Here is a 16374-nt window from a genome sequence, read left to right as displayed (position 1 = left end):
AGCAAAGCGGAGGCGACAGGACTGACGTCACGGGATTTACTCCCGTGACGGCTATACGGCAACGCTATCCAAAGCTTCCCGCCGAGCCTTCAGGCTTGGTTTAAAAGCCAAGGCATGCCTAAATTTCTGATCGAGATGAAGTAACAGGACCTGTCTCCCGAATCTCGGAAATAGGAATCCTTCACGCAGAAAAAGTCAGGCCTTCAGGCATAATACAATCACGTCTGCCAAGCTGTCCCACATTGATGCGAGATGTTCGGGCGACGGTGCAAAATTCGGGGAGTGAACGTATCGGTTTAAAGTGTCCGCCGAGACAAGTTTGTCACCCTGTTTGAATTTGCGGATTACGTCCACCTGCTTGTTATCGATTTTACCCGCAGCCTGGAGGTGGAGGCCAACCTTGTCTAATCGTGCGGCAAGCTTGTCATTATCGTAAACTGAGACCTTGGCCTCTTTGATATAGTTCTCCAAGGCAAGCTCAAGCAGGACGCGAAGCAACACCGATACTGCGTTCGGATGCTTTCTCAGTTCGAGATGAAACTGAAGCTCTTCCCAAATTTGATGGTGACGCTGAAGGCGACCGGGCCAGGAGAGTCCGAAGTCCTTCTGCGGGATAAGCGTTGAGCGGACGATCGGTACGGCCTTCGCGGTTGGCTTCGGCTTTGTCAGCCTTGGCACAACCTTCGTGATGCTGTCCTTCTCTTTCGCGTGGCGGGCGTCCGGAAGAACCCCTTCGCTTTCGAGCTTATTAAGGTAGGACTCTTTTCCGTCGACATCCCACAAGTGACCGAGCACGATTTCCCGGTTTGCGAGATCTTGTGCAATTCTGGCGAGCGCGCCGAGGGATGTAGCTTCATCATGAGTGAACTCAAACCGGCCCCCCTTCATGCTAATGCCGACGCGGTTCCTAAAGGGCTCCGCTGAAAGCAGACGGTTAAGCGTAGAGCGGGGAATCTTTCTGCGCGACGGCAGGAGGTGTGCATCTGCCAGACGCTTTTCAATTTCGTCAGCGACACTTGGGCCATTGCCCTTTCCAGTGCGAGAGACAAAGGTCGCCTTCATTCGGTCGTCCCAAGTGCTCTGGCCAACGCCGTTTTGCGTGCCAGTATGCCGACGAAACAGAATTGCGTCGATCCGATCCCGATCGACCTCTATCTGACATTGGAAGTTTTTAGGAAACGACCCGGTCCAGCGATTGCGTTGTTCCTGGAAGAACATCTGAAGCTCGACGGTCGGGGCTCGCCGCGGATTTTCGAGGAGCTTAAGACAGGTTACACGTCGGTTTCCGTCAAAAACAGTGAACTTGTCCTTTTCGGGTGAAACCAACGGAAACTCATAAATTTCTCTACGATCCACAATGTCTTTCGTAAGGTTGCGCATATGCTGTTCGCGCTCTTTAAAGAGCCAAGCAATAGCAGCTGTCTCGTTCTCTAGCTCGCCATGCCGATCATTGGCGCGATTTACTTCTAGTGCATTGAGTGGAAGGTTTCTAATCGCCATAGCATCCCCCGAATGACGCGAGGCTACCATTTCTAGTTATTCTGGCAAGGCGTCATGGCTTTGGAGCTGCGTCGCGACAAAGCCGCGTCGTCGGTGGATGGGGCCGACCGAACAGGGTTGGTCACCCCGCCTCATGAGCGTGTTGAAGGGCGCTAACTTGCGCGTTGCTTCGCCTGCGCTGAGCAGTACGGCTTGCCCTTGAACACCACGCCCTATGTGCATAATCTATGTGCATGTCCCAGCAAGCATCCGCCCCTGTCAGCACCGCCCGCCGCCCCACCAACGTCTCGCTCAATGCGGTGCGTCTTGCCGAAGCGCGGGCGCTTGGCATCAATATTTCGCAGGCATGCGAACGGGGGCTGGTCGAAACCATCAGGGAAAAGCGCGCTGAGCGCTGGATCGAGGAGAATAAGGCGGCGCTCGACTCGTCCAATGCTTTCGTCGAGGCGCATGGCCTTCCCCTGGCGGGGAAGCGCCTGTTCTGATGGCGCGATACGATGTGCATCGCCGCGCCAGCGGAGAGGGCTATCTTCTGGATTGCCAGGCTGATCTGCTCGACAGTCTCAATACGCGTTTCGTGGTGCCGCTTTTGCCTCGGGACGCGGCGCCGCGTCCCGCCGGGCGCCTCAATCCCCTGTTCGAGATTGCGGGCATTTCCCACGTCATGGTCACGCAATATGCCGCCGCCGTGGAGTTGCGCGAGCTTGGGGAGAAAGTGGTCTCGCTTGCCGAGCACGGGCATGAGATCCAGAACGCGCTTGATTTGCTGCTGACCGGGGTTTGAGCGCCCCATATACGCGCAAGGTCCGTTCGGGCTGAGCTTGTCGAAGCCCTGCCTTTTTCCCTTACGATAGGTATGGAAGCGTCCTCAGCGGCGTCGAGCCGCTTCGGCCGCACCCCTCTCTCCAACCTCTCTCCCACAAGGGGAGAGAGGCTTAGCTTTCATCACCCATCCTCAAGGCAGCAATGAAGGCCTCCTGCGGAATGGACACCGACCCATATTCCCGCATCCGCTTCTTGCCTTCCTTCTGCTTCTCAAGCAACTTCCGCTTACGCGTGGCGTCGCCGCCATAGCATTTGGCGGTCACGTCCTTGCGCAGCGCGGCGATGGTTTCGCGGGCGATCACCTTGCCGCCGATCGCGGCCTGGATCGGGATTTTGAAGAGGTGGCGGGGGATCAGGTCCTTCAGGCGCTCGCACATGTGGCGGCCGCGCGCTTCGGCCTGGCTGCGGTGGACGATCATGGAGAGGGCGTCGACGGGTTCGGCATTCACCAGGATGTTCATCTTCACAAGGTCGCCCTCGCGGTGGCCGATCTGGTGATAGTCGAAGCTCGCATAGCCGCGGCTGATGCTCTTCAGGCGGTCGTAAAAGTCGAAGACGACTTCGTTGAGCGGCAGTTCGTAGGTGAGTTGCGCGCGGCCCGCGACATAGGTCAAATTCTTCTGGATGCCGCGGCGGTCCTGGCAGAGCTTCAGGATGGGCCCCAGATATTCGTCGGGGACGTAGATGGTCGCTTCGATCCACGGTTCCTCGATGCTTTCGATCCGGTTGGGATCGGGCATGTCGGCCGGGTTGTGCAATTCAATCGTCTTCGCGGCCTCATCCTTCGTGTGCCGCAGGTGCAGGCGATAGACGACGCTAGGCGCCGTGGTGATGAGGTCGAGGTCATATTCGCGGGTCAGCCGCTCCTGAATGATCTCGAGGTGGAGGAGGCCGAGGAAACCGCAGCGGAAGCCGAAGCCCAATGCCGCGCTGCTTTCCATTTCGAAGGAGAAGCTGGCGTCGTTGAGGCGGAGCTTGGAGATGCTTTCGCGCAGCTTTTCGAAATCGTTGGCGTCGACCGGGAAGAGGCCGCAGAACACCACGGGCTGCACTTCCTTGAAGCCTTCCAGCGCCTGGGCCGCGGGCTTTTTCACGTCGGTGATCGTGTCGCCGACGCGGGTCTGGGCGATTTCCTTGATCTGCGCGGTGATGAAGCCGACTTCGCCGGGGCCAAGCTCGGGCAGGTTTTCGATCTTCGGGCGGAATGCGCCGACGCGGTCGACCAGATGCTGGGTGCCGGCCTGCATGAACTTGATGTTCTGGCCCTTCTTGATCACGCCGTCGATGACGCGAATGAGGATCACGACGCCAAGGTAGGGGTCATACCATGAGTCCACGAGCATCGCCTTTAGCGGCGCGTCGCGATCGCCCTTGGGGGGCGGGATTTTGGTGACGATGGCTTCCAGGATCTCGTCGATGCCGATGCCGCTCTTCGCGGACGCGAGCACCGCCTCGTCGGCGGGCAGGCCGATAATGTCCTCGATCTCCGCCTTCACCTTTTCCGGCTCCGCGGCGGGGAGGTCGATCTTGTTGATCACCGGCACGATTTCATGGTCGTGCTCGATCGATTGATAGACGTTGGCGAGCGTTTGCGCCTCCACACCCTGCGCGGCGTCCACCACCAGCAGCGCGCCCTCGCACGCGGCCAAAGAGCGCGACACTTCATAGGCAAAGTCCACGTGGCCGGGCGTGTCCATCAGGTTCAGGATATAGGATTGGCCGTCGCGGGCGGTGTAGTCGAGCCGCACCGTCTGCGCCTTGATCGTGATCCCGCGCTCCTTTTCGATATCCATATTATCGAGCACCTGCGCCGACATCTCGCGGTCGGTCAGCCCCCCCGTCCGCTGGATCAGCCGGTCAGCCAGCGTCGACTTCCCATGATCGATATGGGCAATGATGGAAAAATTGCGGATCTTGCTAAGGTCAGTCATGGGCTTTTCGCGAGAGAAATTTGGGGCGCGATAGCAGGGGCTGCGCGAAAAGCGAAGGGGGGTGCATGCATCTCCTAGCCCGCTAGGGCTGAGCTTGTCGAAGCCCGTTCCAGCTGGTTCCGTCCTTCGACTGGCTCACGACTAGCGGGGTTTGGATAAAGGCGAGCTAGCCGTAATTGCCTGTAGCGCAGGGGCTGGTCGCGCCTTTGCCGTCGGGGCCCCACATGCGGAAGCCCTTGCTGTCCACGTGGAAACGCATGCCGGAGTAGAAGCCGAGGCCGATGTCATAGTCGCGGCCGCGAAAGGCGTGGATCGAACAGACGCTGCGGATCATGCCAGCGCGGCCGATCGGTTCGAGCGGCGTTAGATCGAGCGCATAGAAATGGCGGTGCGCGCTTTGCTTCGCGCCGCCCGCGCATTGGTTCAGGCCTTCGTTGCGGAAGCCGGACAGGGCCTCGACCGGGCCGACGACCGGCTGGACGTGGGTCTTCACGAAGGCAAGCGTTTTGGCGAGGTGATCCCATTCGGTGAACGGCGCGACTTCGAAGCGCGGGCCATTGCACTCCCGCCACATACTGGCGGTGCGCACGAGCTGCCAAGTGGGGAGAACTTCGTCGAGATCCTTCGTATCAAGGAAAGTCTTGAAAGAAATGACCTGTGCGCGGGCCCCCGGATCGCGGGCAAGCCAGGCGAGATAGTCGGCATGACTCTGCCCCTCCGCCATGGTCTGGGCGGTGGATGGTGTAGAAAAGGCAAGTGATACCAGCGCGATAAACGCAGCGAAAAAGCGCATGGCATGGAAGATAGGGTATGAAGCGCGGATGTGAACCCCTTTGGCCCGCGAACGGTCCTCTGGTCAGGACGAGCTGTTTCCGCCAACTTCTCCGTCACGGGCGGCAGCCTGCTCGATCAACATGGCATAATGTTGGGCGAGAAGGCGGTGGCGCTGGCGGGCCTCGACAGACGGCGCATCAGCCGCGGCGCGAAGCTCCTCTCCGGCGCGTTTCGCGTAGAATTCCAGATCGTCGTCCACGCGCGCCCTTCCGTCAAAGGGAGGCCATAGCAGCGGGGAAGTTCCGCAGCGTTGATCCACATCAAGTCCGGCCGTGGCCAGCATCCGACATTGCGTGCGCGGAACCATTTCCCGATCCGGGCATTGACGCCCCCTGGAAGGTTGGCCGCGATGACGCGGTGGCGTCCGGTGCGGACGTTATTTCCTTTCGGTGAATGAACAGAGGGGCATTTTGCCATGAAAATGATTTCCAAAGCTCTTGTTGGTGCGGCCTTCCTGGCGCTTGCTGCGTGCGGCGGCCAGGGTGACGATGCGGCTGGCGACAACATCGCCGACGCATATGACAACCAGGCGGACCAGCTCGACGCCATGGCTGAAAACACCACCAATGAAGTGCGCGAAGAAAGCCTGGAAAACCAGGCCGACGCGCTGCGCGAAACCGGTGAAGCCAAGGAAGAAGCGGTGGACGACGCGGACATCAACGCCGCAACGACCAACGTTCAGTAAAACAAATCGCGCTCCCCCGCGCGAAAAAGGAGGCTGGATGGGGCGACCATCCAGCCTCCTTTCACATCTGCATCAGTCGCGAGATCAGAAGGTCGCGCGCAGGCCGAGGGCGAAGGTGTTGGTCTTAACCTTCGCAACGGTCATGCCCGATACGTCATCCCACGTGATTTCCGCGCGCTTCGCCTGACGATGGCGATAGTCGGCGGTGATGGCGATGCTGCTCGTCAAGTTGAACGCGGCGCCCGCGCCAAGCTGCCAGGCGAAGCGTGCCTTGCCTTCGCCGTCCACTTCGAAACCGCTGATGCCAAGGCCACCGCCAGCATAAGGCGTGATCGATCCGCCGAGCGGCACATCGACCCAAACGTTGGCAAGCGCGCTCAGCTGGCGCACGCGGCCGCCGTCATAGCGGATGGTATTGCCGGAAACCGAGCAGCCTTCGATTTCGAGATAGTCGCAAATTTCTTCGCCTTCTTCCTCGTCGATCGTGACGTCGGTGCCGTTGATGGCGTTGAGGGTGAGGGCGGTCACCTTGTTGCGCGAATAGTCGATTTCGAGATCGCCGCGGAACATGCCGAAATCATAGCCGAGCGTGCCGCGCAAAGCCGCCGCGTTCTTGAACCCGTAAGTGGCGCTCGCCGTATCGGTTTCGCCCGTGCCGCCGAACGTGCCGCCATCGTCATAGATGACCGCATCCGTGTCCTGTACCGACGCAATGCCGATGCCTGCGGCCACATAGAAGCCGCGGCCGTCATTCGGCTCCGAATTCTGCGCCGCAACCGGAGCGGCGAGGCCGGCGGCCAGCGCCACGGCCGAAACGAGCTTGAACTTGAACATAATATTCCCCCGATGATTGGATAGGCGAAAAGGCCGCGAGCGGGCCTTCGCGCCGGGCGCCTTAGGGGTGTGGGTAAAAGTCGTCATACCCCGATCAGGGTATGGTTCCCTCAATTGGGGCTGGCAGCGCGTCATGCTTTGTCCGCCCGCCCCAATCCCGCCAGACCGCGCATTGCATTGTGAGGATTGAAATAAACGTGCCGGCGTGGGAAAGAGCCGCGCAATGTTTCAGGAAGAATTAACCTTGTTTGGTTAGGGTCTCAGCCATGCTGAAAGCGGTTCTCGTCTCTCTCATCGTCTGTCTGACCGTCGACAATTTCGCGTTCGACGGCTATTATCAGTTCATGGCGACCGCAGAGGCGAAAGACCTCTACCAGCATTTCATGGCGCTGGGCTGGCAGGGGTTGTTCTTCCGCTAAGGACCGCAGGCCCCCTCAGGGCCCGGTATCCCCGACATGCTTGCGGGCCACTGGCCGTGAACGTTTTTCCATGCCGAGCGCGTTGGCGAGATCCTCATCCCAGCCATAGACGTCGGGCCGGAAGCGGACCGCGCCATTTTCGACGAAAGCGGTGTGGTAGAGGAGGCGCACCGGGATCTGCCGCGGAAGGGGCACGAAGGTCTCCTTGCCGGATGCAAGCGCACGGTTAAAGGCGTCCAGCTGGCCCTCATGATCGGCGATGAGACGCGCAAAGCCGATCGCGTCGAGCACCCGCACACAACCATGGCTCATATGGCGTTCCGCTTCTTTGAACGCGGCTTTTGAAGGCGTGTCGTGAAGGTAGATGGCGTGGGGATTGTCCATGTCGAACTTGACAAGTCCCAGCGCCGATGTCGGCCCCGCTTCTTGAACAAGCCGCCCATCCTTGCGCGTGAAATTATTGCGGGCAAGATAAGCCGCGCCCTTGGGCATCAGTTCCTTGGTTTCTATTGATTCAGGTACATTCCACGGTGGGTTGGCAACCAGCCGGGTAATCGGCGAACCGAGTTGCGGTGTTTCCCACCCGGATTGCCCGACAACGACGACGCGGCGATCCACCCCTTTTCCGTCGCGGATATAATCGAGGAAGGCGGCAGCCGTATTGACGTCGATACGCGTGGCGGGCGGCGTGCGCTGTAGCCACCGGCGACGCTCGAGATTGATTGCAAGGATACGGGCGCGTTCCGCTGCGCCGCCATTCAGCGCGGCCAGCACATCGGCGCCGATCACGCCGTCCTGCTCCAGCCCGTGATCGGCCTGAAGCCGCTTTACAGCGGTGACGAGATCGGGGCCGTAATTGGCCCCGGAGGCGGCATTTTCAGGTGTTGCAGGCTCTGCATAGCCAAGCGCGCGGAGGGCGGCGGCAATAGCGGGCAGGCGCGGGTCACGGCTGCCCGGATCGATGGCGTCGCCCGCGGGGATTGCCGCGGGACGCTCCGCCCCCGCCGCCTGCCGCGAATATTGGAGATAGGCTTCCGACAGGGCGCGATATTCGGCGTCCTGCGGCGCGAGGCCGTCAAGCCATGCGCCAACCTTGCCCTCGCCAAGAGCAGCCGTCAGACCAGCCGCGACATCGGTGTCCGGACCCGGGACAGTGTAAAGTTTCGCGACCTTCTTCGGATCGGCGCGGCCATACGCGAGCGCGTTGCCGTAAAGCAAAGCCGCCGTGGTGAGCGCCGCTTCCCGCGACGCAGGGGACTTGGCCGCGTCGACATCGCCAAGGAAGTCGGCGGCGGTGAGGCCGTGACGTGGGGCGTCCTTCAGCCTTTCGACCAGCGCGGCGGCCTGCTCGTCCGGCCATGCCGCCTGCCAGTTGCGCGCTTCATAAAATGCGCGGGCCTGATCGTTGGAGACGGCAGCGCGGAGGTCTTCAGCCGAGAGCTGAGCTACCGGACCGCTGCCGTCTTCGCCCGAACTGCATGCAGACGTGACGGCCAGAACGGCCGCCAGCGCAGCCCCCACCAGATGTTTACGCATGGATACTCCAACAGAACTGATTCAGTTGGAGAAACGCGCCTTCGGTCCGAAACGATCCAGTCTATTTTGGTCGGGTTGGGTGAGCAGTGATCGGCCTTGAGTGAAGTTATTCAACCAGGACTAGCGGGGTGGGGGTCTCCTGGCTGGTGGCAATGCCATCCGCTCAGCGCCCCTCGCGCATATCGCGGGCCTGGCGGCGCATGGTGTCCGCGCTGTCTTCCATCCGCTCGGCGCCCTCGCGCATCTTGGGGATGGCGTCGATCAGTTCCTGATGGGTAACCGTGTGGCCATCGCGGCGGGCTTTGGCGATATGATCCTCACGATAGGAAGCGCTGCGCAGGCGATCGGCCTCGCGGCGAAGGTTGCGAGCGCCGTTGTCGAGGTCGCGCGCGCCTTGCTCCATGCCCTTGGCCCCTTCGGCCAGCCCTTTGCGCGCAGCCGCTTGCGCGGTCGCGGCGATGGCCCGGGCGCTGGCCGCCTCGCCATGCGCTGCAGCCTGCGCCATGGCGATCTGGCGGTGGTTGGCGGCATCGGCGCGGGCTCTTGCGCCTTCAGCCAAAGCAGCTGCGGTCGCCGCTTGAACCTCGGCCTGAATCGAATGGGCGAGATTCTTGTCGAGATCCTTCATCACGATACGGACCTTCGCATCCGCCTTGCGCGCTTCGGCATCGGCGCGTTTGATCGCGGCCTCGCTATCCTTGTCGAAGACCGGCGGAATGGGCGGAAGAGGCGGGATGGCGTGGCCATCGTGAGTGACGATGGTGACCGTGCGCGATGCACTGGCCGCGTCCGGCGCCTCGGGCGGCTCCGGCGCGGTCAGTTCCAGCGCGGCGAGCGGCGCGGCGAAGGCGGCACAGCCGATCATCGCGGCGAGCGTCCAGCGCGATCCTGAACGGATAGCCCGCTCCCGGCCATCGAGCACCGCATAGATGCGGCGGGAAAGGCCATTGCGCGACGGGCGGATGCTGTTCGCCGGCACCATGCCGCTGCGGCTGTGCATGATGCAGCTCATCAGCGTCTGGGCATAATGAGCGGGCTCGACGTCGGCGACAGCCTTGGCGTCGGCGGCTTCCTCCGACTGCTGGATCATCTCGCGGTCGAGCCACCAGACGAGCGGGTTGAACCAGAAGAATGCAACGGCGAGGCGGGAGAGCATTAGGGCGACCCAATCGCCGCGCACGACGTGCGCCAATTCGTGGGCAAGAACCGCGTCGGCATCTTCGGGCCGCGCAAAAGTTTCCTGATCGATCAGGATCACCGGCTGCGCCCAGCCCCAGGAGAGAGGCGCGGGCACGCTGTCGGAAAGCAGCAGTCGCGTGCCGCGCCTGTCGCCAGCGACTATGCGTGCGCTTTCCAGCGCCTTGCGCCAGACGGGCGAAACCACCTCTTCGGCGGCCCAGGTCCAGCGCTGGAGCGTGACATAGCCGCTGAACAGGCGCAGCCCGAGTGCGAGCAGCCCGACAAGGTAGAGGCCGAGCACAAGCCATTCGGGATCGGCGAGGAGAGGGGGCATGTCATTCGCGGCTGCGGGCGCGGCCTGCACGGCGGGCGTTGCCGGGAGGTTCGCGGATGCCACGGTCATGTCATAAGCCACTTGCGCGGACGGCTGGGTGGGCAGCGGATTCTGGATCTCCAACCCGGGGGCGAGTAAAGATATCAAGGGGAGGAGCAGGATGAGCCCGACGGCAAGGCGCAGCATCGCGGCGCGATCCTCCGCCGAGCGGGATTTGAGGGCGAGGCCGACGCCGAGCGCCAGCACCGCGACGAGGGCCGATTTCCAGCCCATTTCGATCAGGAATTCGAAGCTCATTTCTGCCGCTCCTTCGCTGCGTCGATCGCCTTTTGCAGGGCGTCGAGTTCATCCGCATCCATCTGTTTGGTAAGGCCGAGCAGGGCCGTCGCCGCGCTCGCCGCCGAACCGCCGAAGAAATTCTTCACCACCTGGCTCAGCGCCGAGTCCCGCACCTTCGCCGCCTGCGGCACGCTGCGGTAGACATAGGCCTGATCCTCGACCCGGTGCGTGACGGCGCCCTTGGCCTCAAGCCGGGTCAGCATCGTGCGCACCGCGCTATGGCTCGGCGCATCGTCCATCGCCTCCCGGATCTGCGTGGCCGTGCCTTCGCCCAGACGGCAGAGGGTTTCAAAGATTTCACGCTCCCGGCGCGGCAACGACTCGATCATGCCAAAACTCCTGTTACGGATGTAACATGCTACCATTGTGGCAGATTGGCAAGCGTCTTTTAATAACCAGTGTGAGGATGATGGATGTTGCGCAATCGCACACTGCAAGCTCGTGACGGTGACCATCGCCGCCATAAGAAAAGCATTCGTCGCAGGCAGCAAGCCTTTGTCGCAGGCGCATTGTTCGCCGCTTCATGAAGAATACAAACGGCTAGATTGTCACGGGGCGTGCATCCGCCGCCTAAGGGGGAATGATGAAGCGCATCGTCAAATTACTGATTGCATCCATGCTGGTCGTGAGCGGAGGTGCTGCTGGCACGACTGCAATGGCGGCGCCGACGAAACAGCCTCGGCCTGGCTTGTATAAGTCAACGGCGGCGCCTGTCGGCATGCCTTTCTCGCTGCCGGAGGGGCTGGAACTCGAAGAGCCTATTCATGGCTACTCGTCAGAAGACCCGTTCAAGTGCGACGACAAATATCGGGATCGCTCCTACGGACACGGGGATTTGGTCCAACTCTGCCTTATCCTGCAAAACACGACCAGCAAGCCCATCACGCTAACGCTGCCGCCCGGGCTCATGTTCATTTCCCAGAGCACGAAGACGCAAAATGGCATTCTTGTTCAAAAGATTGCCATCGAAGTTCCGGCGGGCGAACGCTTCTTCGCGCCAGTTCTGATGTATTGTGCGAACGGCCCGCGCCAGCCCAGTGCGACCGAAGACAATTACCATCTTGGGCCCATCATCCAATATGCCGATTTCCAGGAGCTTTTTAGAGCATTGGCCGATCGCGACATCTCACGTCAGGAAGCGGGCGATATCCAAGTGATGGTGAATTACTTGCAGGAGGGCAAAGCATTGCTTCCACGGCATCGCGACGCGCTCGACAAAATGTAATTCGTGAAATGGGCTCATCGCGCTGGCGTTGGCGGTCATTTTACGATTTGGTTTGTTGGGATAAGTGCAGTGCTTCGAGCGCTGTCCGACTCAAAAATAACGAAGGCGCTCGCAGAATCTATCCGCGAGCGCCTTTGCTTTCTCCGGTCATGAAAGAGATTCTATGGCTTAAGCCCCCTGCGGCGCCGGGTCGCCCAGGCCGCCGCGCGGGCGGCGGGTGGTGGGGATTGAGGAACCAGCGGTGGGCAAAGCCGGACGGCGGTTCTTCGGATCTTCGCGACCGATATCCTCGCCCTTGATCGCCCGCTTCGCCTCCTCGCCAGACAGGGTTTCATATTCGAGGAGGGCCGCGGTGAGGCTGTGGAGCTCGTCGAGATTGTCGGTCAGCACCTTGCGGGCAGTGGCCTCGCCCTCCTCGACCAGGCGGCGAACTTCCTCGTCGATGAGGCGCGCGGTCTGTTCGGACATATGCTGAGCACGCGACACCGAATGGCCGAGGAACACCTCGTCCTGATTGTCGCGGTAACGCAGCCAGCCGAGCTTTTCGCTCATGCCATATTCCATCACCATCGAGCGGGCCATATCGGTCGCCTGCTGGATGTCGTTGGACGCGCCGGTGTTGAGCTCGTCATCACCATAGATGAGCTGCTCGGCAATGCGGCCGCCAAAGGCGAGGGCGAGCCGCGCTTTCATCTGCTTCATGTTCATGCTGAAGCGGTCGCGTTCCGGCAGGTTCCAGGTGACGCCAAGCGCGCGCCCACGCGGAATGATCGTCACCTTGTGCAGCGGATCGCAACCCGGCACGTGAAGCGAAACAAGGGCGTGACCGGCTTCATGATAAGCGGTCGCCTTTTTCTCATCCTCGGTCATGACCATGGAGCGGCGTTCCGCGCCCATCATCACCTTGTCCTTGGCCTCTTCAAACTCCAGCATCGCGACGAGACGCTTGCCCTTGCGCGCGGCAAGGAGGGCGGCTTCGTTAGCGAGGTTGGCAAGATCGGCGCCCGAGAAACCCGGCGTGCCGCGCGCGATGGTGCGGATGTCGACATCGGGCGCCAGCGGCAGCTTCTTGACGTGAACCGCCAGGATCTTCTCGCGGCCTTCGATATCCGGGCGCGGCACGACGACCTGACGGTCGAAGCGGCCGGGGCGAAGGAGCGCGGGATCGAGCACGTCGGGGCGGTTGGTCGCGGCAATGATGATGATGCCTTCATTCGCCTCAAAGCCGTCCATCTCGACCAGGAGCTGGTTCAACGTCTGTTCGCGCTCGTCATTGCCGTTGCCGAGACCCGCGCCGCGATGGCGGCCGACCGCGTCGATTTCGTCGATGAAAACGATGCAAGGCGCATTCTTCTTCGCCTGCTCGAACATGTCGCGCACGCGGCTGGCGCCGACGCCGACGAACATTTCGACGAAGTCGGAGCCCGAAATGGTGAAGAAAGGCACGTTCGCTTCACCCGCAATCGCGCGGGCGAGCAAGGTCTTGCCGGTGCCGGGCGAGCCGACGAGCAGGGCGCCCTTCGGGATCTTGCCGCCGAGGCGGGCGAATTTGGACGGATCCTTCAGGAAGTCGACGATTTCCTGCAATTCCTCGCGCGCTTCATCGATGCCCGCGACATCGTCGAACGTCACGCGGCCATGTTTTTCGGTGAGCATCTTGGCCTTGGACTTGCCGAAGCCCATCGCGCCCGATCCCGCATTTTTCTGCATCTGGCGCATCACGAAGATGGCGATGCCGATCATCAGGATGAACGGAAGCGACTGGTAAAGGAGGATGAGCCAAAGGCTGGTCTGCGGTTCAGGTTCTGCCGAGAAGGAAATGCCGCGCTCCTTCAGGCGATCAATCAGCTGCGGATCCTGCGGCGCATAGGTGCGGAAACTCTGCCCGTCCGCGAGCTTGCCGGTGATATATTCCTGCGTGATGACGGCCTCTTTAACGCTGCCATCCTCAACCTTGGTCAGGAAGTCGGAATAGCCAAGGCTCGTCCCCGCGGGCTGGCGTCCGCCGCCCGCCACCTGCACGAAGAAGAGAACCGCGAGCAGGATGCCCGCCCAGATCATCACATTCTTCATCCAGGGATTGCCCTGTGGCTGGGGCGGCTGCTTGTCGTCGTTCATGAGATGGCGTCTACCTTTCGCCTCATAGATAGGCATTTCATCAGGGAGCACAATGCGCGAGAAGAGGTGAATGGAAGGTTGATGGGCATGTGGAAGAATGGGTCTTATGCCGTGGAACTTTAGCCCGGATCGCCCTTTTGTTCAGGGTGAGCAAAAGTAATCGCTGGCTATCCCCTTTATTAAGGCCGCACACCGCCGCATTTCGAGCCGCCACCATCATATGGGGCTTCGCGATCTTTCTCGCCGATATTTCCGCAGCCATTGGCGGACGGGCCAGCATATTTGAATCGGTGCCCGCATCGACGCCTCTTTTTATGCTCGGTGTCGCCTTAACTCTTGTTTTGACACGATTAAGATTGACGCTGCAGAGGTTTTCGCCGGTTTTGGGCTGGCTGCTCACCATCGCCGCGATCTTTGGCATGACAAGCGTCCAGACGGTGATCGACCTCTATTATTATCGGTGGCTTTCACTCACGCTCTTTCCGGACTGGCAATTCTGGGCCACCAATTTGGCGCCGATGCGCTTCGTGACGGCGGGTTTCATCTACCTCTGGCTATTCGGCCTTGCCTTCACCTTGTTGTGGGCGCTCGGCCTTTACGATGTGTCCCGGATCAATGCCGTGCGGGCGAGCGCTTCGGAGGCGGCGGCCTTGCGCCTGCAGCTCAATCCCCATTTCATGGTGAATGCCCTGGGCGCAATCACCAGCCTGATCGGGACCGGCAGGCTGCGGGAGGCCGAGGAGGTGACGTCGCGGCTGACCGATTTCCTCCGCCAATCGCTAACATCCGACCCAACCGCGCTGATATCGCTGGAAGAAGAGCTCGCGACCGCTGAAGCCTATCTGCGTATCGAGCAGGTACGAAGTGGCGACCGGCTAGATGTGGAGATCACAATGCCGGACGCATTGACAGACGCGGCTGTGCCAAATTTCATTCTTCAGCCTTTGGTGGAGAATGCGGTCAAATATGGCGTGATTCCCGCGCGCGCGCCGGTGCGCATCACGATCGATTGCGGCCGCGACGGGGAACAGTTGCGGATCAGCGTGATCAATCGGCGGATTGGGGAGGATGCAGCGCATGACCCTCCCACCATGAATGTGACGAGCCGGGGTGTGGGCCTTGACAATATCCGCAAGCGGCTGGCGCTGGCTTATGGCGCGGATGCGGGGTTGGCGACGGAGCCGCTCGCGGAGGGATATAGAGCCGAGATTTGGTTGCCGTTCGCACCGTTGGAGAATGTCTTCCAACCGTGAGATTCCCCGCTAGTCCTGAGCCTGTCGAAGGACGGTTCCAGCTGGAACGGGCTTCGACAAGCTCAGCCCTAGCGGTGTATGACTAAGATCTTGCGTTTCCTCGGCGGAGCAGGCTCAAAACGCCAGATGGCACCCCCAGATGCCATGACCCCAGAATAAGTCACTTTGGATCCGGCCTCGAGGGCGGTCAGCAGGCCTTCCACATCTTCCGATCCCTGCCAGCTTGTTTCGAGAGCATGGTCGGCGTGAAGGCGGGACAAAGCGCGTGACGCCAGCCGCCGCCGGATCGCGCGGGGGAGATGGGTGACGTCCAGAAGCCAGGCCTCGCCCTCCTGCCACGCCTGGCGGTTCCACGCGGCATCGCTCGCCCAATCGAGCGCCTCATCGGCTTCGCGCAAGGCTGCCGCGCTGCGGGTAAGGCGGGCGGGCTCGAGTTCGGGGTTGGCGGCAAGGAAAGCGCGCATCCGGGCGCGGTCGAAGCGGGGATCACGGTTGGATGGATCGTCAATCGCCGTAATGCCGTGCCGCGCGACGAGGTCGACGAGTTCGGCCTTCGTCCAGCCAAGAAGCGGGCGAACGATCCGTAAAGCTCCGTCCAATCGAAAGGGGCGGATGCCTGACAAGCCTGCAATCCCGGCGCCCCGTTGAAGGCGCATCAGGATCGTCTCGGCCTGATCGTCGGCGTGGTGGGCGGTGGCGAGAGTCCTGATCTCCGAGGCCTTCGCCCACTCCGTCAGTGCCGCATACCGCGCTGCTCGCGCATCACCCTGAAGCCCCGCGCCGCGATTGGCGACCGTTACGGTCAGGATGGCGTGCGGGCAGCCGAGACTTTCGCAAATGCGGGCGACATGCCGCGCCTCGTCCGCTGCTTCAGGGCGAAGTTGGTGATCGACAGTGGCGGCCGCGATTTTGCCGGGGAAGGCGGCATGAGCGAGGAGGAGGAGGGCAAGGCTGTCCGGGCCGCCCGAGACGGCGAGGCCGATCGGGGTGCTGGCCCCTTCAAGGCGCGTAACATCATCGCGGAAACGCGCGATTTGATCGGGGTTGAGAGCGAACGGGGTCATGCTGCCGTCATAGACAGGTTCGCTACAAGCGCGAAGGGCGGCCGCTCCCTAATTGAGTACGATCCCTAGTCCGTTCGGCTTGAGCTTGCCGAAGGCTCTGTCTTTCCCCCTGGGTCGCAAAGGAAAGGCCGGGCTTCGACAGGCTCAGCACGAACGGTGGATGACGAACGATCAGTTCGCGACGTCGGTAACGGTTTCGCCAACCGACTGCACATCCTCGCCGATCCCGGCGACGGTGTTGCAGGCGGCCAGAGCAAAAGCGAGGCCGAGGGTCAGGGTCATCTTGCGGATCATCAGG

Annotated in this window: 18 protein-coding genes; 6 read left to right on the top strand and 12 right to left on the bottom strand. The window is 61.4% G+C overall.

What is annotated here, in order from left to right:
* Nucleotides 1-195 precede the first annotated feature (195 nt).
* Complete coding sequence (locus C7I56_RS11535; protein WP_106640899.1) at nucleotides 196-1500, bottom strand: hypothetical protein; 1305 nt, start codon at nucleotides 1498-1500, stop codon at nucleotides 196-198.
* 233 nt (nucleotides 1501-1733) lie between these two features.
* Between C7I56_RS11535 and C7I56_RS11530 the strand changes: the two genes are divergently transcribed.
* Nucleotides 1734-1985, top strand: coding sequence for a type II toxin-antitoxin system CcdA family antitoxin (locus C7I56_RS11530; RefSeq protein WP_106640898.1), 252 nt, complete (start codon nucleotides 1734-1736; stop codon nucleotides 1983-1985).
* Nucleotides 1985-2284 (top strand): CcdB family protein, encoded by a 300-nt coding sequence (locus C7I56_RS11525; protein WP_106640782.1) that lies wholly within the window; start codon nucleotides 1985-1987, stop codon nucleotides 2282-2284. Before C7I56_RS11530 ends, C7I56_RS11525 begins: the two co-directional genes overlap by 1 nt.
* Nucleotides 2285-2435: 151 nt before the next feature.
* Here the strand turns inward: C7I56_RS11525 and lepA are convergent, their stop codons facing one another.
* The 3 genes from lepA to C7I56_RS12415 form a co-directional block, all read right to left on the bottom strand.
* Nucleotides 2436-4256, bottom strand: coding sequence for a translation elongation factor 4 (gene lepA, locus C7I56_RS11520; RefSeq protein WP_106640781.1), 1821 nt, complete (start codon nucleotides 4254-4256; stop codon nucleotides 2436-2438).
* Nucleotides 4257-4422: 166 nt separating this feature from the next.
* A complete protein-coding gene (locus C7I56_RS11515; protein ID WP_106640780.1) occupies nucleotides 4423-5049 on the bottom strand; it encodes a D-Ala-D-Ala carboxypeptidase family metallohydrolase in 627 nt (208 codons plus the stop codon).
* Nucleotides 5050-5112: 63 nt separating this feature from the next.
* The gene (locus C7I56_RS12415; RefSeq protein WP_158703116.1) at nucleotides 5113-5289 is read right to left on the bottom strand and encodes a hypothetical protein; all 177 of its coding nucleotides are present in this window, start codon (nucleotides 5287-5289) and stop codon (nucleotides 5113-5115) included.
* A 216-nt stretch (nucleotides 5290-5505) separates the two neighbouring features.
* Here C7I56_RS12415 and C7I56_RS11510 point away from each other — a divergent pair, with 216 nt between their 5' ends.
* Nucleotides 5506-5775: a hypothetical protein gene (locus C7I56_RS11510; RefSeq protein WP_106640779.1), complete on the top strand. Its 270-nt coding sequence runs from the start codon at nucleotides 5506-5508 to the stop codon at nucleotides 5773-5775.
* An 84-nt stretch (nucleotides 5776-5859) separates the two neighbouring features.
* Here the strand turns inward: C7I56_RS11510 and C7I56_RS11505 are convergent, their stop codons facing one another.
* Complete coding sequence (locus C7I56_RS11505; protein WP_158703115.1) at nucleotides 5860-6609, bottom strand: outer membrane protein; 750 nt, start codon at nucleotides 6607-6609, stop codon at nucleotides 5860-5862.
* A gap of 266 nt (nucleotides 6610-6875) precedes the next feature.
* Here C7I56_RS11505 and C7I56_RS12410 point away from each other — a divergent pair, with 266 nt between their 5' ends.
* Nucleotides 6876-7028 (top strand): hypothetical protein, encoded by a 153-nt coding sequence (locus tag C7I56_RS12410; RefSeq protein ID WP_158703114.1) that lies wholly within the window; start codon nucleotides 6876-6878, stop codon nucleotides 7026-7028.
* Between the two features lie 15 nt (nucleotides 7029-7043).
* Here the strand turns inward: C7I56_RS12410 and C7I56_RS11500 are convergent, their stop codons facing one another.
* The 3 genes from C7I56_RS11500 to C7I56_RS11490 form a co-directional block, all read right to left on the bottom strand.
* Nucleotides 7044-8564: a L,D-transpeptidase family protein gene (locus C7I56_RS11500; RefSeq protein WP_106640777.1), complete on the bottom strand. Its 1521-nt coding sequence runs from the start codon at nucleotides 8562-8564 to the stop codon at nucleotides 7044-7046.
* Nucleotides 8565-8727: 163 nt separating this feature from the next.
* The gene (locus tag C7I56_RS11495; protein WP_106640776.1) at nucleotides 8728-10374 is read right to left on the bottom strand and encodes a M56 family metallopeptidase; all 1647 of its coding nucleotides are present in this window, start codon (nucleotides 10372-10374) and stop codon (nucleotides 8728-8730) included.
* Nucleotides 10371-10745 (bottom strand): BlaI/MecI/CopY family transcriptional regulator, encoded by a 375-nt coding sequence (locus tag C7I56_RS11490; RefSeq protein ID WP_106640775.1) that lies wholly within the window; start codon nucleotides 10743-10745, stop codon nucleotides 10371-10373. Before C7I56_RS11490 ends, C7I56_RS11495 begins: the two co-directional genes overlap by 4 nt.
* A gap of 251 nt (nucleotides 10746-10996) precedes the next feature.
* Between C7I56_RS11490 and C7I56_RS11485 the strand changes: the two genes are divergently transcribed.
* Nucleotides 10997-11641 carry a hypothetical protein gene (locus C7I56_RS11485; protein WP_106640774.1) on the top strand — a complete coding sequence of 215 codons (645 nt, stop codon included), beginning with the start codon at nucleotides 10997-10999 and terminating at the stop codon, nucleotides 11639-11641.
* 168 nt (nucleotides 11642-11809) lie between these two features.
* Here C7I56_RS11485 and ftsH read toward each other — a convergent pair whose 3' ends face one another.
* Together ftsH and C7I56_RS12405 are read right to left on the bottom strand one after the other, a co-directional pair.
* On the bottom strand, nucleotides 11810-13759 hold the full coding sequence (gene ftsH / locus C7I56_RS11480; RefSeq protein ID WP_106640773.1) for an ATP-dependent zinc metalloprotease FtsH: 1950 nt from the start codon (nucleotides 13757-13759) through the stop codon (nucleotides 11810-11812).
* Nucleotides 13760-13799: 40 nt separating this feature from the next.
* On the bottom strand, nucleotides 13800-14180 hold the full coding sequence (locus tag C7I56_RS12405) for a hypothetical protein (protein ID WP_158703113.1): 381 nt from the start codon (nucleotides 14178-14180) through the stop codon (nucleotides 13800-13802).
* On the opposite strand from C7I56_RS12405, the gene C7I56_RS11475 reads away from it, so the two are divergent.
* Complete coding sequence (locus C7I56_RS11475; RefSeq protein ID WP_158703112.1) at nucleotides 14179-15012, top strand: sensor histidine kinase; 834 nt, start codon at nucleotides 14179-14181, stop codon at nucleotides 15010-15012. The two genes, C7I56_RS12405 and C7I56_RS11475, sit on opposite strands and share 2 nt — an antisense overlap.
* Nucleotides 15013-15080: 68 nt before the next feature.
* On the opposite strand, the gene tilS is transcribed toward C7I56_RS11475, so the two are convergent.
* Nucleotides 15081-16076 carry a tRNA lysidine(34) synthetase TilS gene (gene tilS, locus C7I56_RS11470; RefSeq protein ID WP_106640771.1) on the bottom strand — a complete coding sequence of 332 codons (996 nt, stop codon included), beginning with the start codon at nucleotides 16074-16076 and terminating at the stop codon, nucleotides 15081-15083.
* A 171-nt stretch (nucleotides 16077-16247) separates the two neighbouring features.
* Nucleotides 16248-16370: an entericidin A/B family lipoprotein gene (locus tag C7I56_RS11465; RefSeq protein ID WP_106640770.1), complete on the bottom strand. Its 123-nt coding sequence runs from the start codon at nucleotides 16368-16370 to the stop codon at nucleotides 16248-16250.
* Nucleotides 16371-16374: the final 4 nt, after the last annotated feature.

The organism is Allosphingosinicella vermicomposti (assembly GCF_003012815.1).
GTDB classification, from domain to species: domain Bacteria; phylum Pseudomonadota; class Alphaproteobacteria; order Sphingomonadales; family Sphingomonadaceae; genus Allosphingosinicella; species Allosphingosinicella vermicomposti.
Note: the sequence above shows the minus strand (reverse complement) of the source record. Positions and strands in the feature narration are given on the sequence as shown.